Source organism: Chitinophaga pinensis (assembly GCF_007896845.1).
Classification (GTDB): domain Bacteria; phylum Bacteroidota; class Bacteroidia; order Chitinophagales; family Chitinophagaceae; genus Chitinophaga; species Chitinophaga pinensis_C.
The window spans coordinates 320849-337947 of record NZ_VOHS01000001.1; the positions used below are offsets into that span (position 1 = coordinate 320849).

Consider the following 17099-nt stretch of genomic DNA (forward strand, 5'->3'; position numbering starts at 1 on the left):
TTTTATTTAATGTTGTAACTGACTTACTTGCAGCCAGATAAGTTTGCTGCATCTGGCTTTGGCATAGTCTTTGGAATTCCGTAGACAGAATCAAAACTCTACGGTTATGACAAAGAAGATTATCCTTTCGTTTGCGGCCCTTGCAATTTCTTTCGGAGCTATGTCTCAGGTGCGGGTAGGTGTAAAAGGTGGTTGGAACCTTTCCTCCATCTCAGTTGACAATGACGGATCTGTAGACAAAGACCGTTCATTATCAGGTTATCACATTGGTGCTATCGTGGACTTCCCACTGATAAAAAATGTCTTGTCTTTCCAGCCCGGTGCGTTCTACACCACTAAAGGCGCGAAGCTGACATCCGGTGATAAAGACAACGACGCCACAGTGCCATACGTTAAATACACAACAAGGCCCCAGTACATTGAAGTTCCAGTAAACTTTATTGGTAAAATTCCGGTAGGTGCAAACACAAGACTGTTTGCTGGTGTCGGTCCTTACTTTGCATTCGGCGTAGCCGGTAAAAACAAAGTGAGCAGTACCCTTGCAGGTGTAACTACCTCTTCAGAATCCGATATTAAATGGGATGATGATACCCCATTCAACGACGGTGATCCTGATCGTGGTCTGAACAAGTACAAAAGATTTGACTGGGGTGGTAACGTGCAGGTAGGTGCTGAGTTTAATAAGTTCCTGCTTTCTGCACAGTATGGTCTTGGTTTCGGTAAGATCAACTCTGGTGGCGATGACAGCAGAAATGAAAAAAACAAGAACCGTGTATTTGCAGTTTCAGTAGGTTATCTGTTCTAAGATTACATCAAGTTTAAAACCGGGTGTAAACAGGCAACACCTCCCACTAATAACACAATAGCTATGAAAATGGTATAACATCCAACAACGCCTGTAGGATGTTATACCGAAAATTTAAAACACCTATATGAAAAAGGTATTATTATCTGTTGCTGCACTGATGATTGCAGGCATTACTTTTGGCCAGACAAAATTCGGTATCGTGGCAGGACCAAACTTCTCTAGTGCAACCGTTAAAAGCGCAACAGGCGACAAAGAAACCGGTGACCTCCTGGTAGGTGTAAGAGCTGGTTTAACAGCCGATCTGCAGCTGGCTGACGAGTTCTATATCGGTACAGGACTGCTGTATGCCGGTAAGGGAAGTAAAGACAAAGACAACAGCAATTTCAAAACTACCCTGTCTTACCTGCAGGTGCCAATTAACTTCCTGTTTAAGCCTGAAGTTGGTTCCGGTAAACTGAATCTGGGAGCAGGACCTTACGTTGCATATGGCCTGGGTGGTAAACACAAAGGCACGATTGGTAACGTTACCGGCGAAGTAAAAGCATTTGACGATGAAGCTGGTCTGGCCAAACTGAAACGTTTTGACGCAGGTCTGGGCGTTGTTGCCGGATATGAGCTGAAGCAGGGGCTGTATCTGGGTCTGAATGCTGACCTGGGTCTGGTGAATGCATATGACAACACCGACAATGACCGCAGCTGGAAAAACACTTCTTTTGGTGTGTCTGTAGGTTACAAATTCTAAGGCAGGCAAATATTTATCGGAGAAGTCCTCTTCGCCACCCGGCGGAGGGGACTTTTTCTATTTTAATTACGTTGGCGAGATTTTTTTTAGTGTACACAAAAATTTAAAGGTACAAAGTGGACAATTGCATTATTTTTATACCCGTATTTTTATTTACGGGAGTATATCCCGTGTTGTTTCCCTGAAAATACCCAATTTTTTAAAGAAGAGGACAATACCGCAACATTACAACACAACATGTAAACGCATGAGTAAAACTTTTACACTTATCTTTTTAGTGTTTCTTGCATTCGTATTTCCTGTGCATGCCCAGGTGAGTCTGGGTCTGAGAGGAGGTTATACTTTATCCGCCACGCAGATCAAAAATGCACAAGGTTATAAGAGTAACAGTATTGGCACCAACAGCCAGCTGAAAAATCTGCATGCAGACCTGATTATCAACGTACCTGTGTACAAAAACCTTTATTTTCAGCCATTGGTAAGATACATTACCAAAGGCGCTTATCTCCGTCCACTGCCATCTAAATCCGGCTTATTGGAAGAATCAGCCAACCAGCTGAAACTGCATTATCTGGAAGTTCCACTGAATGTGATGGTAAAAATTCCTGTATCTGTTGGCAAGATCGTTTTCGGTGCAGGGCCTTATGTAGCTTATGGTCTGAATGGGTCGTACGATCTGGACCTGATGTACAATGGCACTGTATTGAGTACCGAATCTCACGATGTCCAGTTTAATTACAAAGATCGCGGGATTGCTCCGGGTGTCAGGCTGAATCGGTTTGACGCCGGTGCGAACATAGCGGTGGGGTTTGAGTTCAACAACCTGATGGTTGTAGGCGCCAATCTCAGCAGAGGATATGCTAATCTTGACCGGACTTCTTCTGCGAAGATTACCAATAGCTATTTTTCTGTGAGTCTGGGCTTTTTGCTTGACAGGGAAGATTATTAAAAGAAATACACAAAGTGCGTTATTGTCAAGGGGAGTCCGCCATATGTCGGACTCCCCGATTTTTTTTTAAGGAGGATAGGGGGATGGTCAGCGACAGCCGTCTTAGAAGTGATAATCCCACAAAGTATTATCTCAAAAAAAACAAAAAGTGTGACAGTTATTCGGACATGCCACGACGTTTCCACGTGTTGGCATTTTTTTCAGAAAAAAACGGTTACCATTTAATAAAAAAGCGGTCCGCCTCAGGCGGACCGCTTTAATTTTATCGTGTAGCGCTTTTTATTATACTACTTCGGCGACTGCTTTACGGATCACGTGTGGTTTACCCAATGTGTAGTAATGCAGTACCGGTACGCCAAACTGTTTCAGTTCTCTTGACTGCTTGATCAGCCATTCTGTACCTACTTCTTCCACTTCCTTATCTGTTTTGCATTTGAGGATTTCTGTAGAAAGATCAGTAGGAATATCCACATGGAAAGTACGGGGCAGGATGGTCAGCTGCTTGCGGGTAGTGATAGGTTTGAGTCCCGGAATGATCGGTACGGTGATTCCAGCTTCGCGGCATTTACCCACGAAATCGATGAATTTCTGGTTATCGAAGAACATCTGGGTAACGATATAATCTGCACCGTTTTCCACTTTCTTTTTCAGATAGCTCATATCTGTCTGCATGTTCGGCGCTTCGAAGTGTTTCTCCGGATAGCCTGCCACACCGATACAGAATTTGGTTTTCACACCACTTTGCAGATCTTCTTCCAGATAAATACCATTATTCATATGTACTACCTGCTGGAGCAGTTCGTCTGCATAACGGTGCCCGTTTGGTTCAGGTTCAAAGAAAGTTTCATTTTTAGGTGCATCTCCACGTAAAACGAGCACATTATCCACACCAAGATAATTAAGGTCGATCAGGGCATTTTCTGTTTCCTCCCGGCTAAAGCCACCACATATCAGGTGTGGTACAGCATCTACATTGTAGTGCCCCATTAGCGCGGCACAGATAGCTACCGTACCCGGTCTTTTACGGATTTCTACTTTTTCAAAAGAACCATCGGCCCTTTTTTTGAACATATGTTCACTTCTATGGTAAGTAACGTTTACAAAAGCGGGTTTAAACTCCATTAATGGATCGAGGTGATCATATATAGAATCAATACTTTTACCTTTAAGGGGTGGCAGGATCTCGAATGAGATCAGGGTATCTTTAGCCTGTGCAATGTGTTCTGTTACTTTCATAGCAAAATAGAAGTGGCCTTAAGTTAATGCCGCTCAAAAATAAGACATATGTCAGTATTATCATCTAATTTTTGACGAAAAGGGCGAATATTTTTTTAGATTGTCCTCCATTCATAGATAAAAATTAAACGGTAGGGGATAAAGTGGGTGAGTGCCAACAGTTAACCGTTGAAAGCTAAACTAAAAGTGTATTTTTGCTAAGTTTGAACATATGGCATTAAAAATACATACAGATCAGCTGGTAAAACGTTACGGTAACAGAACCGTAGCCAACCACGTATCTGTAGAAGTGACACAAGGAGAGATCGTGGGTTTACTCGGACCTAACGGCGCCGGTAAAACAACCACATTCTACATGGTAGTGGGGCTTATCAAGCCCGATGAGGGACAGGTGTACCTGGATGAGGTGAACATCACCAAGCTGCCGATGTATAAAAGGGCGAAGATGGGTATTGGTTACCTGCCGCAGGAAGCTTCTGTATTTCGTAAGCTGAGTGTGGAGGACAATATATCTGCCGTACTGGAAATGACCGGACTGAAAAAAGCAGAACAGAAGGAGAAACTGGAAAGTCTGCTGGAAGAGTTCCGTCTTACCCACGTACGTAAGAGCCCGGGCGATGTATTGAGCGGTGGTGAGCGCAGGCGTACTGAGATTGCCCGTGCACTCGCAGTAGATCCTAAGTTCATTCTGCTGGACGAGCCGTTTGCGGGTATCGACCCTATTGCCGTGGAAGATATTCAGTCAATTGTTGCCCGTCTTAAATATAAGAACATCGGCATCCTCATAACAGACCATAACGTACAGGAGACACTTTCCATTACAGACAGGGCATATCTTCTTTTCGAGGGCAAGATCCTGAAAGCCGGTACTGCGGAAGAGTTGGCCGAAGACGAACAGGTTAGAAAAGTGTATCTTGGCCAGAATTTCATTTTACGTCGTAAAAATTACCTGGACGAAGCAGCTAAGCAACAATAAACTACTACGTTCCTGATCCTATTATGAGAATATTAAGTCCTGCAATATCACAGTTGGCGCGTTTGCGCATGGGGCGTATAGAATACTTTATGCAATACCCCGTGCAGGTGCAGCAACAGGTATTCCAGAATCTTATCAGCGCAGCTCAGTATACTGAGTTTGGCAAGCAGTACAGCTTTTCACAGATATATAAGATAGAAGAGTTTAAACAGCGGGTACCTATTCACAATTATGATACCCTCAAGCCTTACATCCAGCGATTGATGGAAGGGCCGCAGAATATTCTGTGGAATACGCCTATCAAATGGTTCGCTAAATCCAGCGGTACCACTGCCGACAAAAGCAAATTCATACCTGTTTCCGTAGAAAGCCTGGACGATTGTCATTACCGTGCCGGCCGTGACGTATTATCACTGTACTATAACAATTTTCCTGAGTCCCGTCTGCTGACCGGCAAGTCACTTGTCATCGGCGGCAGCCATCAGGTAAATAAGCTGGATGCCGAAAGCGATTCTTACTTCGGTGATCTGAGTGCTGTGATGCTGCAAAACATGCCATTCTACGGTAACATGATCCGTACGCCCGACCTGTCTATTGCCCTGATGGACGAATGGGAGGAGAAGATAGAGCGTATGGCGAATGCTGTCATTCATGAAAACGTCACTTCTATAGCCGGTGTGCCTACCTGGACACTGGTATTGATCAAACGTATATTCGAAATCACCGGGAAGGATAATCTGGCAGATGTATGGCCTAATCTGGAACTGTACATGCACGGAGGTGTGAGCTTCACACCGTATCGTGAGCAGTTTAAACAACTGATCCGCAAGCCGGATATGTTCTATCAGGAAACCTACAATGCCTCTGAAGGTTTCTTCGCGGCGCAGGATGTCATCGGCCAGGAAGGGCTGTTGTTGTTCCTGAACCATGGCATCTTCTACGAGTTTATGCCAATGGAGGAATATGGGAAAGAGTGTCCGCAGACATTACAGTTGCAGGACGTAGAGATGGGTAAGAACTACGCACTTATCATCAGTACCAATGGTGGTCTGTGGCGTTATCTGGTGGGAGATACAGTGCAGTTTACTTCTCTTGCTCCCTACAGGGTGAAGGTAAGTGGTCGTACAAAGTCTTTCATCAACGCATTTGGTGAGGAACTGATCGTTGAAAACTCGGATACCGCTATCGCTAAAGCCTGTGAAGTGACAGGAGCTGTGATGAACGATTATACAGCCGCTCCGATCTATTTCAGTGGAAATGATGCCGGCGGACATGAATGGCTGCTGGACTTTGATAAAGCACCTGCTGATATCAACCAGTTCATTGATGTGCTGGATAGTACACTCAAAGCCATTAACTCTGACTACGAAGCAAAAAGACACAAGGATATGGCATTACGCCGTCCGGTAGTACACGTATTGCCAAAAGGTACTTTTACCGAATGGCTCAAGAGCAAAGGCAAACTGGGAGGACAACATAAAGTGCCCCGCCTTAACAACGAAAGGCAGCACGTGGAAGAAATTCTTAAATTCACCGGTATTTCCGGCAAAATCTAACCTGAATAAATCATTTAACTAACAACTATTACGTCTATATGAAATTACTGGAGAACAAAGTAGCTATTGTAACAGGCGCCAGCAGAGGTATAGGTGAAGCTATCGCAATTAAATTTGCAGAGGAAGGTGCACACGTTGCATTCACATATCTCAGCTCTGACGAGAAAGCCAAAGCACTGGAACAAAAGTTACAGGCAATGGGCGTAAAGGCTAAAGCCTATAAATCCAACGCCGGTGTGTACGAAGAAACTGAGACACTGGTAAATGACGTACTGAAAGAATTCGGTAGCATCGATATCTGCGTAAATAATGCCGGTATTTCCAAAGATAACCTGTTACTGCGTATGAGCCCTGATCAGTGGGACGACGTAATGGATATCAACCTGAAGAGCGTGTATAACATGACTAAACAGGTGATCCGCCCGATGATGAAGGCAAAAAGCGGTTCTATCATCAACATGAGCTCTATCATTGGTATGAAAGGTAACGCAGGTCAGAGTAGCTATGCTGCTTCCAAAGCGGGTATCATCGGTTTTACAAAATCTATCGCTGCTGAACTGGGTAGCCGTAACATCCGTGTGAATGCGGTAGCTCCGGGTTTCGTAGAAACAGATATGACACATTACCTGAAAGATGGTGACGGCGCAAAAACTTACATGGAGAAAATTCCACTGGGTCGCTTTGGTAGCCCTGAGGATATCGCAAATGTATGTGTGTTCCTGGCATCAGGCATGAGTAACTATGTGACCGGACAGGTGATCAGTGCTTGTGGTGGATTGAACATGTAATTTTCAATCAGGAATTTAGTAATTCGTGTATCCGGATTGAATTCCTGTTGTACTAAATTAAAGACATAAAGAAGGGTGCTTCATACTTTGAAGCACCCTTCTCTTTTTATATATAACTGATATTTTATTGCGCGTTTATCTTCGCTGTATTCCCTGATTCACTTAGTATCTTTTGCCCGGTATTTCCACATTGAACTGTTCCATACACTTCCTGTCCTGTAAGGTCACATATACTGTTTTGCCATCTTTACCACCGAAGGTCAGATTGCTGCAATGTTTGCCTTTCAGTGGGATCTCTCTGATCTCTTTTCCTGCGGGTGACAGTACTACGATCGTGCCTTTTCCCCAACGGGCTATGTAGAGGTTACCGGCTTTGTCGCATTTCATACCGTCGAATCCAAAGTCAGGGAAGGAAGCGAATAAGGTCTTGTTGCTGATATTACCATCCTTGTCTACATCGTATTTCCATACTTTGCGCTGTACGCTTTCATTGACATACAGAGTCTTTTCGTCGGGGCTCAGTTCGATACCATTGGTGGTACCCATATTGGTTTCCAGCAATACTGCCTTACCACCCTGATCGATGCGCCATATCTGACCAGAGGAGTTTTTCCAGTCCGGATCAGAAGCAAACAACTGATCTTTTTTATTGATGCAGAGATCATTTGGCTGAGACATTTTATCGGAATGAACATATACGCTTACTTGCCGGGTTTTTGTATTCACTTCAAGCACGTTATGTCCTTTGAAATCGGGCAGATACATGTTGCCTTTGCTGTTGAACTGAATGCTGTTGGCAATACTGCTATCCGGGAGTGTTACAAACAACTGGCCGCTGCCATCTTTGGTACTGATCTTACCGATGGTGCCATCTTTCAGGTAGTTCACCACATAGAGATTGCCTGCTTTATCAAAGTTGGGGCCTTCAATATTCACAGAGAACATATTTTCTTTTGTCAGATCCTGCGTCTGGTACAAGGCTGTCGATTTGTGTTGTGCCATTGCTGCACAACCTGCAGTCATTGCAAGAAATAAACAGATATGCTGTTTCATGATGAGAAATTAACGTGAGCTATCAAGTTAAGAAAAGATATGTGGTTATCAAGGCTTATTACGATGAGCGGCAGATATTTTCCTTGTTTGTGTAATTGATTTATATGACAAAAATGATTACATTATTTGCTATTCAAAAATTTGGTTATCAAACTATTAATATATTAGAGAAGTACTTATATATTTGTAGTGTTATTAGTCCTGTGTAAACGTCATTATATGTTCAGAGCTATACCTATTGTCTGCTTTATCTGGCTGGTCTTTAACTCATCCTGCAATAACCGCCCGAAACCCGCTGTTATCATAGAGCATAAAAGTATCAATATAGCGCAGGTTGTGCCGGATAGTACGACGAAATACTATGATTTTGTCAACGGTCTTACGCAGTTGAAGCTGCCGTATCCGAATGCCTATGAACTGAAAGAGATAAAGGACTATGCACATTATCTTGGAATAGATACGACTTATCAACAGGTAAAAGCGGGACGTTTCGCTACTACAAACGGACTTACGCCGGTTATCTTCGAATGTGAGATCAATGATTATGAGCGGCGTACCTGGTTGCTGATCTTTAATGATAATGGTGTGGAGCAGTCAAGATTGCAGATAGCGGCGGACGTACGTCCGTCATCGGAGGAGGAGACATCTGACGAACCAACGGCTGTGAAGGATACGACTACTACAAGATTTACGAGTGAGTGGTTTTACATCGGATTGGATTCTGTGATAGAGGTGAGGGCCCGTCAGTCTGCTTATGTACAGGGCAGCCAGAAAGTGAATACAAGCCTGCGGTTTTATCGTATAGGGGCTAAAGGAACGATTAAAGAAGTGTCACGTGATAAGGAATCGTTTGAAAAATATGCAGGGCGTTTTCCTGAGCAGCAGTTGCCGGCTATTGTGGATACGGTGAATACAGGAGCGTTGAAAACAATCTCCCGGCTGACGCCTTACTATGATTTCAGGGAAGAGAGTCAGGATCCGTTATATGCGATGGGTAAGCTGGAGATCGGAAAGAGGGCAACGGCGTTGCTGTATGCGAGAGATACGATCTATCTGGATGAGGGCTTGAACTATCCGGCGGTGAAACTGGTCACTTATAAGAAGGGGAAGGAGATCGACAAGATCGTTGTATATGGGGGAACACTGGGAGAGCATAGTGAAACGATATACCGGAAATGTACAGTGGATAAAGATGCAAGCATCAATCTGCAGGAAGAAGACAGCAGGGTAGTGGATAGCAGCTTCCGTTTCAAAACGGTGTATAACATGCAGTATGAGATCCTGCCGGGAGGGAAGATCATTGGCAGGCAGGCCACTTCAATTGTGCATAGTTCTAAGCTGTATAATGAGAAAGCGCTGATCAAATATTTCAAGGGGAAGTACAGCACACATAATTATATATCGTTGTTCAATATCAGGGCGAAGGATAATATACTGGTGGGAATGCATGCTTATAATAAAGGGCAGGAGAATTATCTGGAGTTGTTGACGGTGAATAAAGACAATAAGATCATTGACAGATATACCATATACGATCATCTGAAGAAGGCGAAGGCGGCAGATGTGAAGGCGAAGAAGATGGAGGAGATTGAAGATGATTATAATGACAGGCGTGGCAGACTGACGTGTGATGCTATTATCAGATTAGCGGGCAAGGATCTGCACATTACGCCGGGTGGTAAGTTTGTGAAATAGTTTTCACTATTTTCGCCTGACCATGATACATGTTTCAGAATTTAAAGATTTAGCGTGTCTGTCCATTCATAAAGTGGGCAATGCCTCACAGGAGGAAGCACTGATATGCTCTCAGGAGCCGTTGGAACTGAAGGATGAAGCGATCAGTCAGCTGTTGCTGACTTACTTTATACAGCCGTTTACAAACAGTGCGGAGTATTTTCGTTTTTATCATGAAGCGGATCTGCAATTAAATGAGATTTTTCAATATTGCCGCCGTATCTTTGAGAATAGGGACAATTTTCATGAGCAATCAGTCAATATTGCCAAACATCTGTATAAGCATTCCACTCATCCGAAGATCAAGGGAGGAGAACTATATATAGCCTACTTTAGTAAATGTCTTGTGGATGGAGAAGAAGTCGAAGCAATAGGTATTTTTAAATCAGAGAGCAGGGACACCTATCTCAAAGTATTCCTGGCCAACGACAATTATCAGGTGGATTATGAAGACGGTATCAATATCAACAAGCTTGATAAAGGATGCCTGATCTTTAACACCGAAGAGGAAAACGGGTACAAAGTCAGCGTAGTAGATAGCATTAGCAAACAGAATGAAGCAGTTTACTGGAAAGATGCTTTCCTGCAGGTACAACGCCGTGAGGATAGTTATCACCAGACAGAACTTGCCGTGAATATGTGTAAGAAGTTTATCAATGATAAACTCCCTGATCAGTATGAGATCAGCAGAGTGGATCAGGTAGATCTTCTTAACAAGTCAGCAACCTATTTCAAAGAGAAAGAGCAGTTTGATCTGGACGATTTTGCACAAGAGGTACTGGGCAACCCCGAAGCTATTCAATCCTTTAAGGAGTATAAACAGACGTTTCAGCAGGAATTCCAGCAGGAGTTCCCCGACGAGTTTGACATATCATCACCTGCTGTAAAGAAACAGCAGAAGGTGTTTAAGAGTGTAGTGAAGCTGGACCGGAATTTTCATATTTATATACATGGTGACAGAGAAATGATTGAGCGTGGTTTTGATGAAGCGACGAATCTCTATTACTATAAACTCATGTTTGAGACTGAATCCTGATTTATCTTTTTTTTCATAAGCAAAAACCAATTGTTAAACAAAGGCTGTTCTTCCGGGCGGCCTTTTATTATTAATAGTGGTTGCTGTTATTCCCGCAAATAAAAAGGGCGCATTCTGTAATGAATGCACCCTCTTAATGGTATTTAACAGATGTTTATTTCTGTTTCTCACGAGGTTTGGGTGGTTTGTTCTGTCCACCGCCGCCTTGTGGTTTCTGTGCGTTAGGATTGTTTTTATCCTGTGGCTGTTGTGGCTTAGGCCCGTTATTAGGAGGGCGTTGGTCCTGCTTCTGCTTTGGATTTTGCTGTTGCGGGCGCTGTTCCTGTTTAGGCTTCTGCTGTTGTTGTTGCTGCGGACGACCTTCCTGAGGTTTCTGCTGCTGCGGACGGTTTTCGGGCTGCTTTTGCTGCTGTTGTGGGCGGTTCTCCTGTTTAGGTTCCGCTTTTTTACCAGCTGGCTGTTGCGGCTGTTGGTCTTTCTGCTGTTTGTGTTTTTGTTTTTCCTTGTCTTTGTGTTTGCGTTTCTGGGATGTTTTTTCCAGAGAGCGGAGGCTGATCTGACCTACCACATCTGCAAATCCAAGGTCTTCCGCTTTTGGTTTGGCTACGACTACTTCAACTGCTTTCAGATCATCAGGTCTGATGTTCTGTTTGTTGAGCTGGCGTATTTCCTTCACACGTGTGATTGTGAGCGGATATTGTTTATTACTGTCGCCATAGGAGTACCACATCAGATTTTTGAAGATATCTCTTTTCTGAAGGGTAGCTACGCCATTGACAGTTTCGATGGTATCTGCATCTTCAGGGAATTCCCTCAGTGCATCCAGATAAGTGTCCAGTTCATAGTTCAGGCAACATTTCAGACGGCCACACTGACCGGAGAGTTTTGCCTGATTAATGGACAGGTTCTGATAACGGGCAGCGGTGGTATTTACGCTCTTGAAGTCAGTCAACCATGTTGAGCAGCAAAGTTCTCTTCCGCAGCTACCGATACCGCCTACTTTTCCTGCTTCCTGGCGGGCGCCTATCTGACGCATTTCCACCTTGACACGGAACTCACCGGCGTATAATTTGATCAGTTCGCGGAAATCCACCCTGTCATCAGCCGTATAAAAGAAAGTGGCTTTACGACCGTCAGCCTGAATTTCAACTTCTGCGAGTTTCATCTCCAGACCTATACTGCGGGCGATGGCTCTTGCTTTGATGAGGGCGTCCTTTTCACGGGCTTTGTTGTCCTGCATCCTTGCAAGGTCTTCGTTAGTGGAGCGACGGAGTACCTTCTTCACTTCAGGGGTATCTTCCACGCGTCTTTTCTTCATCTGTAATTTAACCAGTTCGCCTGTGAGGCTGATCTGTCCGATGTCGAAACCACTTACGCCTTCTACGGTAACCATTTCTCCTTTATCAAGGATCTGTTTGGTGGTGTTTCGGAAAAAGTCCTTCCTGCTACCGTTGTTGAAACTTACTTCTATTATATCAAATGGTGCTAAGCTATCACTTAGGGGAATATTGGCCAGCCAGTCGAATACATTCAGCCTGTTGCAGCCTCCAGTACTGCATCCTCCATTACTCTTACATCCTGACGGCTTCCCCTCTGCACCTGTACCACATCCGGCACAAGCCATATTAATCGATTTAAATTATTAAATGAAACACATCCGGGCATTGGACCGGATGCCTAAATATATGTAAAAGCCCTTATTCCATAAGGGCCGGAATAAACAAAGATAACGGAAAATGCCCTTAACTAAGTCATACAGCCGGAATCGGCCGCTTTTTAAAGATATACTGCAGCTTTATGGAAAGCGCGTGGAACAACAGTTTGGCGTTTGCGTTGCGTTCTATGTAGTAGCAGGCATTGTCGAGTTCCTGCATGATCTGTTCCATCTGGTGAAGGTCGGCCAGCTTTTGCAGTTTGAATGCAAAGTCGGTTTCTTCTTCTGAAAATGCCAGCAGGCTTCTGTCTATATACTTGAGTCTCAGTGTATGTTCCAGCAGGTTGATAAAATAGCGAAGGAACTGTTTCTGATTTTCGCGTCCCATTTTGGTGCTGGCGATTCCTTCTACCCAGCCCTGCAGGGCTACGCGGTTGCCGGTAAATATATAGTTGAGCCAGTTACGTAACAGTTCATGATAGTCATCATCCGAGTGTTGCAGCATATACAGGGCTTCCCTGTAATTGCCGGATGCAATGGTTGCGGCCTGTCTTGCCTTTGCTGCCGGGATCTTTGCACGGTTGACCAGTGCATCTACGATCACTTCTTTGGGCAGCGGATTCACTTTAATAAGATGTGTACGGGAAAGGATGGTCGCCAGAATTTGTTCCTGATTTTCGGCCACCAGCAGAAAAATAGTATTGTCTGGTGGTTCTTCGATCAGTTTCAGCAGTCTGTTACCTTCGTTACCGAGGTACTCAGGCATCCACATCAGTAATATCTTGTAAGTGCTTTCGAAGCTTTTCAGGCTCAGCTTGCGGATGATGTCCTGACACTCCATAGCCGTGATATTCCCCTGTTTATTTTCCGCTCCGATAAACTGTAACCAGTCATACGCATTTCCATAGGGATGCGTGTCTATAAACTCGCGCCATTCGGCTGCGTAGTCAGAACTGATTGGTTTATCGCCCGGTTTACGGGGGATGACCGGATAGGAGAAGTGTATATCAGGATGGATGTATTTACCTGCTTTTACACAGGCCTGACACTGCCCACAGGCGCCATCAGGCTGTTTATTTTCGCAGACCAGGTATTGCGCAAATGCCAGTCCTAACGGAAGACCGCCTGCTCCTTCAGGCGCCAATATAATATTAGCGTGACCGAGCCGGTTGTTTTCCGTGGACCTGATCAATTGTTGTTGTATATCTTCCTGACCTATGACATTCGAAAAAAGCATAGGCGCAAATTAGTATTTCTTTTCTATCGCGGCCGTTACTTCAGGAGAAAGTGGTTGTGTTTTAGGAGAGAATACGGCTACGAGGTTACCTTTTTCGTCGAGCAGGTATTTCTGGAAGTTCCATTGTACTTCTGCAGGTTCGAAATGTTTTGTTTTACTTTCTTCTGCCAGCCATTTATAGATTGGGTGAATGTCTGATCCTTTTACAGAAATCTTGGCAGCCATCGGGAAGCTAACAGCGTATTTTTTTGTGCAGAATTCTTTGATCTCTGCGTTGGAACCTGGTTCCTGCTGACCAAAATTGTTAGCCGGGAAACCGATGATCACCAGGTTCTTTTCATATTTCTTATACAGTTTTTCCAGTTCGGCGTACTGTGGGGTGTTACCGCACATAGAAGCCGTGTTCACGATCAGGATCTTTTTGCCTTTATAATCAGCGAAATTGATCTTACCACCGTCCACAGATTCAACCTTGTAGTCATATATAGCGCCTCCTTTCATAAACAAGAGCATTGAAATTAAGAGTGTCTTCAGCATCGTCATATAATTAAATTTATTGTAGAGTGATTGTAAATGTGTGAGCAAATAAAATTAAGTAAAATATTGTATATAAGGTGTTAATGATAGACGGCTGCCCGGCTCTTTCAGTGGCGGGCAAATGCCAGTGCACAGATGCTGACAGCAGCGCCGGCGTTCACCAGTAAACGACTGCAGGCTTCTATGGTTGCGCCGGTGGTGATGACATCATCTACCAGCAGGATGTGTTTATTTTTCAGATCGGCATCAGGTTGTAATGAGAAACTGTCTGATACGTTGTGCCAGCGGGAGAGCCGGCCTTTATTGGTTTGTGAGGTAGCCTGCTGATGGCGGATCAGGATACCGTCTGACAATGTTTTTGCTGTAGCAGCAGCAACGCCGCCGGCAAGTACCATCGCCTGATTATAACCACGTTGGCGTATTTTAGAAGGATGCATGGGAACGGGTAGTACGGTGTCGATTTCGTATAGCCACCTGCTTTGTTGCAGGGTATGTCCCATGAGGCGTCCGAAGTAGGTAGCGATATCTTCCCGTTGATTGTATTTGAACTGATAAATGAGTTGCTGGAGAAAGGTTGCTTTTCGGTAGTAACAGGTGGCCATGGCGTGACGGATATTGACCCGTCCCCAGAATATCTTTTCTACGGGGTTATCGTGCAGGAGCTGATAACCGGTAAAAGGTAGCCGTCTATGACAGCGCAGACAAAGTATATGTTCTGTATCTGTCAATTCCATACCGCATCCATCACAGGTATGCGGATAGAACAGGTGTAGCAGGGAGGATAACAGGCTTTTCATTATGAGAAGATGGTAGTTAGTTCCCTGAATGTAATGAAAAGCCTGCAGGCGGAGAATTAAAACAATCCGCGGTATACTTCATCTACTCTGCCTACCGGTACTACTTCAATATTAAACTTACTGATATCAGTTCCTTTTTTATTGTAGCGGCTGATGAATATCTTTTCAAAGCCGAGTTTTTCTGCTTCTGCGACGCGTTGTTCGATACGATTTACGGCACGGATCTCTCCACTTAATCCGACTTCACCGGCGAAGCAGATTTTACTACTGATCGGAATGTCTTCATAAGAAGATAGTAATGCGCATAATACTGCGAGATCAATAGAAGGATCTTCCACGCGGATACCACCGGCGATATTGAGGAACACATCTTTGACACCGAAGTGGAAACCACCACGTTTTTCGAGTACGGCGAGGAGCAGTTGTAGTCTGCGGAGATCAAATCCGGTAGCGGTACGTTGTGGGGTACCATATACAGACTGGGTGACGAGTGCCTGTACTTCTACGAGCATAGGACGCATACCTTCTATGGTAGCAGCGATAGCAACACCGCTCAGCTGATCTTCCCGTTGGGAGATAAGTATTTCAGAGGGGTTTGTTACCTGTCTTAATCCGCCACCGGTCATTTCATAAATACCCAGTTCCGCCGTAGAGCCGAAACGGTTTTTAATGGTACGAAGTATGCGGTAAGCATAGTGTTGATCACCTTCAAACTGGAGAACGGTGTCAACCATATGTTCCAGTATTTTCGGACCGGCGATGGAACCATCTTTGGTGATATGACCGATGAGGAATACGGGTGTGTGACTTTCTTTTGCGAAGCGTTGTAATTCGGCGGTTGTTTCCCTGATCTGGGATACGCTGCCGGGAGCAGATTCTATAAAAGGAGATTGCAGCGTCTGAATGGAGTCAACGATGACGAGTTGCGGACGCAGTTTTTTTATTTCCTGAAAGATGGTTTGTGTAGAAGTTTCTGTCAGCAGATAGAAAAGATCATTTTGGACCTGTAATCTGTCTGCTCTCATTTTTATCTGCTGTGCACTTTCTTCTCCACTTATATATAATGTAGTGATGTCTTTGAGTTGTAATGCATTCTGAAGGAACAAGGTACTTTTACCGATACCAGGTTCACCACCTACGAGTACCAGTGAGCCGGGTACGATACCGCCGCCTAATACACGGTTCAGTTCTGCATCTGGTGTGAGTAGTCTTTCTTCTTCGGTACCGCTGATCTCGGAGAGATTGACAATATTATCTGATTTGCTGCCGTGTTCTTTCTCTGGTTGCCATCCTGCATTACGTAGAGGGATATCTTTTTGTACTTTCTCTTCAACGAAAGTATTCCATTGACCACAACTCGGACATTTACCAGTCCACTTAGCTGATTCATATCCACAATTCTGACAGAAGAAAGCAGTTTTAATTTTCATGCAGCAAATTTAAAGCGGAAATATTCTGCTTTGTTAAAAGAATAAAAAACGAACGTCGGAAAGATGACATAATAAAGTTGAAGGATGGAGTGTGTCAGTTAAAAAATAAGTGATGATAAAAAGTGGTGTCTTATTGAAATGAAAAATCGGGAAAACGGATGTGTAAAATGTTAAAATTTTAATCAGAAAAGTGGGGTATGAAATCGGGTAAAAAAGAAAAGAGCCAACAGAAATTTCTGCTGACTCTTTCTACTTACTAACCCATTAAATTCACGTCTAAATTACTAAATGGCTACAGAATAAAAAAGTTTATTTAATTGATGTGAATAACTTTTGAGGACTTTTCATAATGTGACAGATCTGCCACCATAGCACGTTTCAGCCGGTGGGAGCATTCAATTATACTTTCATTAAAAGGGCGTAAAAGGTTGATAAATAGGAATGATGCCGTCATAATTTATATATGAAAAACGGGTCATAAAAACATTAATTATATCTGTCATATCGTCGGTTTTTGCCTTGGAAAATATTTTATAACGACATATTGACAGTGTTAAATTTCCTCT

At 43.9% G+C, this 17099-nt stretch carries 15 protein-coding genes; 8 read left to right on the forward strand and 7 right to left on the reverse strand.

Translation table 11 applies throughout. The features are described from left to right. Positions 1-106 precede the first annotated feature (106 nt). The 3 genes from FEF09_RS01370 (at position 107) to FEF09_RS01380 (ending at position 2499) form a co-directional block, all read left to right on the forward strand. Positions 107-805, forward strand: a complete 699-nt coding sequence (locus tag FEF09_RS01370) for a porin family protein (protein ID WP_146303155.1) — start codon at positions 107-109, stop codon at positions 803-805. A gap of 127 nt (positions 806-932) precedes the next feature. Then, entirely contained in the window at positions 933-1550 is a 618-nt protein-coding gene (locus FEF09_RS01375) for a porin family protein (protein ID WP_146303161.1), read from the forward strand. A 247-nt stretch (positions 1551-1797) separates the two neighbouring features. Beyond that, positions 1798-2499, forward strand: coding sequence for an outer membrane beta-barrel protein (locus FEF09_RS01380; RefSeq protein WP_146303163.1), 702 nt, complete (start codon positions 1798-1800; stop codon positions 2497-2499). A gap of 282 nt (positions 2500-2781) precedes the next feature. Here FEF09_RS01380 and FEF09_RS01385 read toward each other — a convergent pair whose 3' ends face one another. Next, positions 2782-3735 carry a methylenetetrahydrofolate reductase gene (locus FEF09_RS01385; RefSeq protein ID WP_146303165.1) on the reverse strand — a complete coding sequence of 318 codons (954 nt, stop codon included), beginning with the start codon at positions 3733-3735 and terminating at the stop codon, positions 2782-2784. A 211-nt stretch (positions 3736-3946) separates the two neighbouring features. Here FEF09_RS01385 and lptB point away from each other — a divergent pair, with 211 nt between their 5' ends. From lptB to fabG, 3 genes are read left to right on the forward strand one after another with little or no spacing between them, the layout of a single operon-like run. Further along, positions 3947-4711 carry an LPS export ABC transporter ATP-binding protein gene (gene lptB, locus FEF09_RS01390; RefSeq protein ID WP_146303167.1) on the forward strand — a complete coding sequence of 255 codons (765 nt, stop codon included), beginning with the start codon at positions 3947-3949 and terminating at the stop codon, positions 4709-4711. Positions 4712-4734: 23 nt separating this feature from the next. Continuing rightward, positions 4735-6267 (forward strand): GH3 auxin-responsive promoter family protein, encoded by a 1533-nt coding sequence (locus tag FEF09_RS01395; RefSeq protein ID WP_146303169.1) that lies wholly within the window; start codon positions 4735-4737, stop codon positions 6265-6267. Positions 6268-6305: 38 nt separating this feature from the next. Then, the gene (gene fabG, locus FEF09_RS01400; RefSeq protein WP_146303171.1) at positions 6306-7055 is read left to right on the forward strand and encodes a 3-oxoacyl-[acyl-carrier-protein] reductase; all 750 of its coding nucleotides are present in this window, start codon (positions 6306-6308) and stop codon (positions 7053-7055) included. Between the two features lie 162 nt (positions 7056-7217). Here the strand turns inward: fabG and FEF09_RS01405 are convergent, their stop codons facing one another. Continuing rightward, positions 7218-8108, reverse strand: a complete 891-nt coding sequence (locus FEF09_RS01405; protein ID WP_146303173.1) for an SMP-30/gluconolactonase/LRE family protein — start codon at positions 8106-8108, stop codon at positions 7218-7220. Between the two features lie 219 nt (positions 8109-8327). Between FEF09_RS01405 and FEF09_RS01410 the strand changes: the two genes are divergently transcribed. Both FEF09_RS01410 and FEF09_RS01415 read left to right on the forward strand, forming a co-directional pair. Then, entirely contained in the window at positions 8328-9803 is a 1476-nt protein-coding gene (locus tag FEF09_RS01410; protein WP_146303175.1) for a hypothetical protein, read from the forward strand. 22 nt (positions 9804-9825) lie between these two features. Continuing rightward, a complete protein-coding gene (locus FEF09_RS01415) occupies positions 9826-10878 on the forward strand; it encodes a nucleoid-associated protein (protein ID WP_146303177.1) in 1053 nt (350 codons plus the stop codon). Between the two features lie 154 nt (positions 10879-11032). Here the strand turns inward: FEF09_RS01415 and FEF09_RS01420 are convergent, their stop codons facing one another. The 5 genes from FEF09_RS01420 to radA form a co-directional block, all read right to left on the reverse strand. Further along, entirely contained in the window at positions 11033-12502 is a 1470-nt protein-coding gene (locus FEF09_RS01420; protein WP_146303179.1) for a stage 0 sporulation family protein, read from the reverse strand. 127 nt (positions 12503-12629) lie between these two features. Continuing rightward, positions 12630-13769, reverse strand: a complete 1140-nt coding sequence (locus tag FEF09_RS01425) for an ATP-binding protein (RefSeq protein WP_146303181.1) — start codon at positions 13767-13769, stop codon at positions 12630-12632. Between the two features lie 9 nt (positions 13770-13778). After that, a complete protein-coding gene (locus tag FEF09_RS01430) occupies positions 13779-14306 on the reverse strand; it encodes a glutathione peroxidase (RefSeq protein WP_261387281.1) in 528 nt (175 codons plus the stop codon). Positions 14307-14413: 107 nt separating this feature from the next. Continuing rightward, positions 14414-15103, reverse strand: a complete 690-nt coding sequence (locus FEF09_RS01435) for a ComF family protein (RefSeq protein WP_146303185.1) — start codon at positions 15101-15103, stop codon at positions 14414-14416. A gap of 56 nt (positions 15104-15159) precedes the next feature. Beyond that, the gene (gene radA, locus FEF09_RS01440) at positions 15160-16533 is read right to left on the reverse strand and encodes a DNA repair protein RadA (RefSeq protein WP_146303187.1); all 1374 of its coding nucleotides are present in this window, start codon (positions 16531-16533) and stop codon (positions 15160-15162) included. Positions 16534-17099: the final 566 nt, after the last annotated feature.

Excerpts from the sequence above, each read along its gene's own strand:
- FEF09_RS01385 (WP_146303165.1), bottom strand. The coding sequence starts at position 3,735 with ATGAAAGTAACAGAACACATTGCACAGGCTAAAGATACCCTGATCTCA.
- FEF09_RS01380 (WP_146303163.1), top strand. The coding sequence starts at position 1,798 with ATGAGTAAAACTTTTACACTTATCTTTTTAGTGTTTCTTGCATTCGTA.
- radA (WP_146303187.1), bottom strand. The coding sequence starts at position 16,533 with ATGAAAATTAAAACTGCTTTCTTCTGTCAGAATTGTGGATATGAATCA.
- FEF09_RS01410 (WP_146303175.1), top strand. The coding sequence starts at position 8,328 with ATGTTCAGAGCTATACCTATTGTCTGCTTTATCTGGCTGGTCTTTAAC.
- FEF09_RS01420 (WP_146303179.1), bottom strand. The coding sequence starts at position 12,502 with ATGGCTTGTGCCGGATGTGGTACAGGTGCAGAGGGGAAGCCGTCAGGA.
- FEF09_RS01395 (WP_146303169.1), top strand. The coding sequence starts at position 4,735 with ATGAGAATATTAAGTCCTGCAATATCACAGTTGGCGCGTTTGCGCATG.
- lptB (WP_146303167.1), top strand. The coding sequence starts at position 3,947 with ATGGCATTAAAAATACATACAGATCAGCTGGTAAAACGTTACGGTAAC.
- FEF09_RS01425 (WP_146303181.1), bottom strand. The coding sequence starts at position 13,769 with ATGCTTTTTTCGAATGTCATAGGTCAGGAAGATATACAACAACAATTG.
- FEF09_RS01415 (WP_146303177.1), top strand. The coding sequence starts at position 9,826 with ATGATACATGTTTCAGAATTTAAAGATTTAGCGTGTCTGTCCATTCAT.
- FEF09_RS01405 (WP_146303173.1), bottom strand. The coding sequence starts at position 8,108 with ATGAAACAGCATATCTGTTTATTTCTTGCAATGACTGCAGGTTGTGCA.
- FEF09_RS01375 (WP_146303161.1), top strand. The coding sequence starts at position 933 with ATGAAAAAGGTATTATTATCTGTTGCTGCACTGATGATTGCAGGCATT.
- FEF09_RS01430 (WP_261387281.1), bottom strand. The coding sequence starts at position 14,306 with ATGCTGAAGACACTCTTAATTTCAATGCTCTTGTTTATGAAAGGAGGC.
- FEF09_RS01435 (WP_146303185.1), bottom strand. The coding sequence starts at position 15,103 with ATGAAAAGCCTGTTATCCTCCCTGCTACACCTGTTCTATCCGCATACC.
- fabG (WP_146303171.1), top strand. The coding sequence starts at position 6,306 with ATGAAATTACTGGAGAACAAAGTAGCTATTGTAACAGGCGCCAGCAGA.
- FEF09_RS01370 (WP_146303155.1), top strand. The coding sequence starts at position 107 with ATGACAAAGAAGATTATCCTTTCGTTTGCGGCCCTTGCAATTTCTTTC.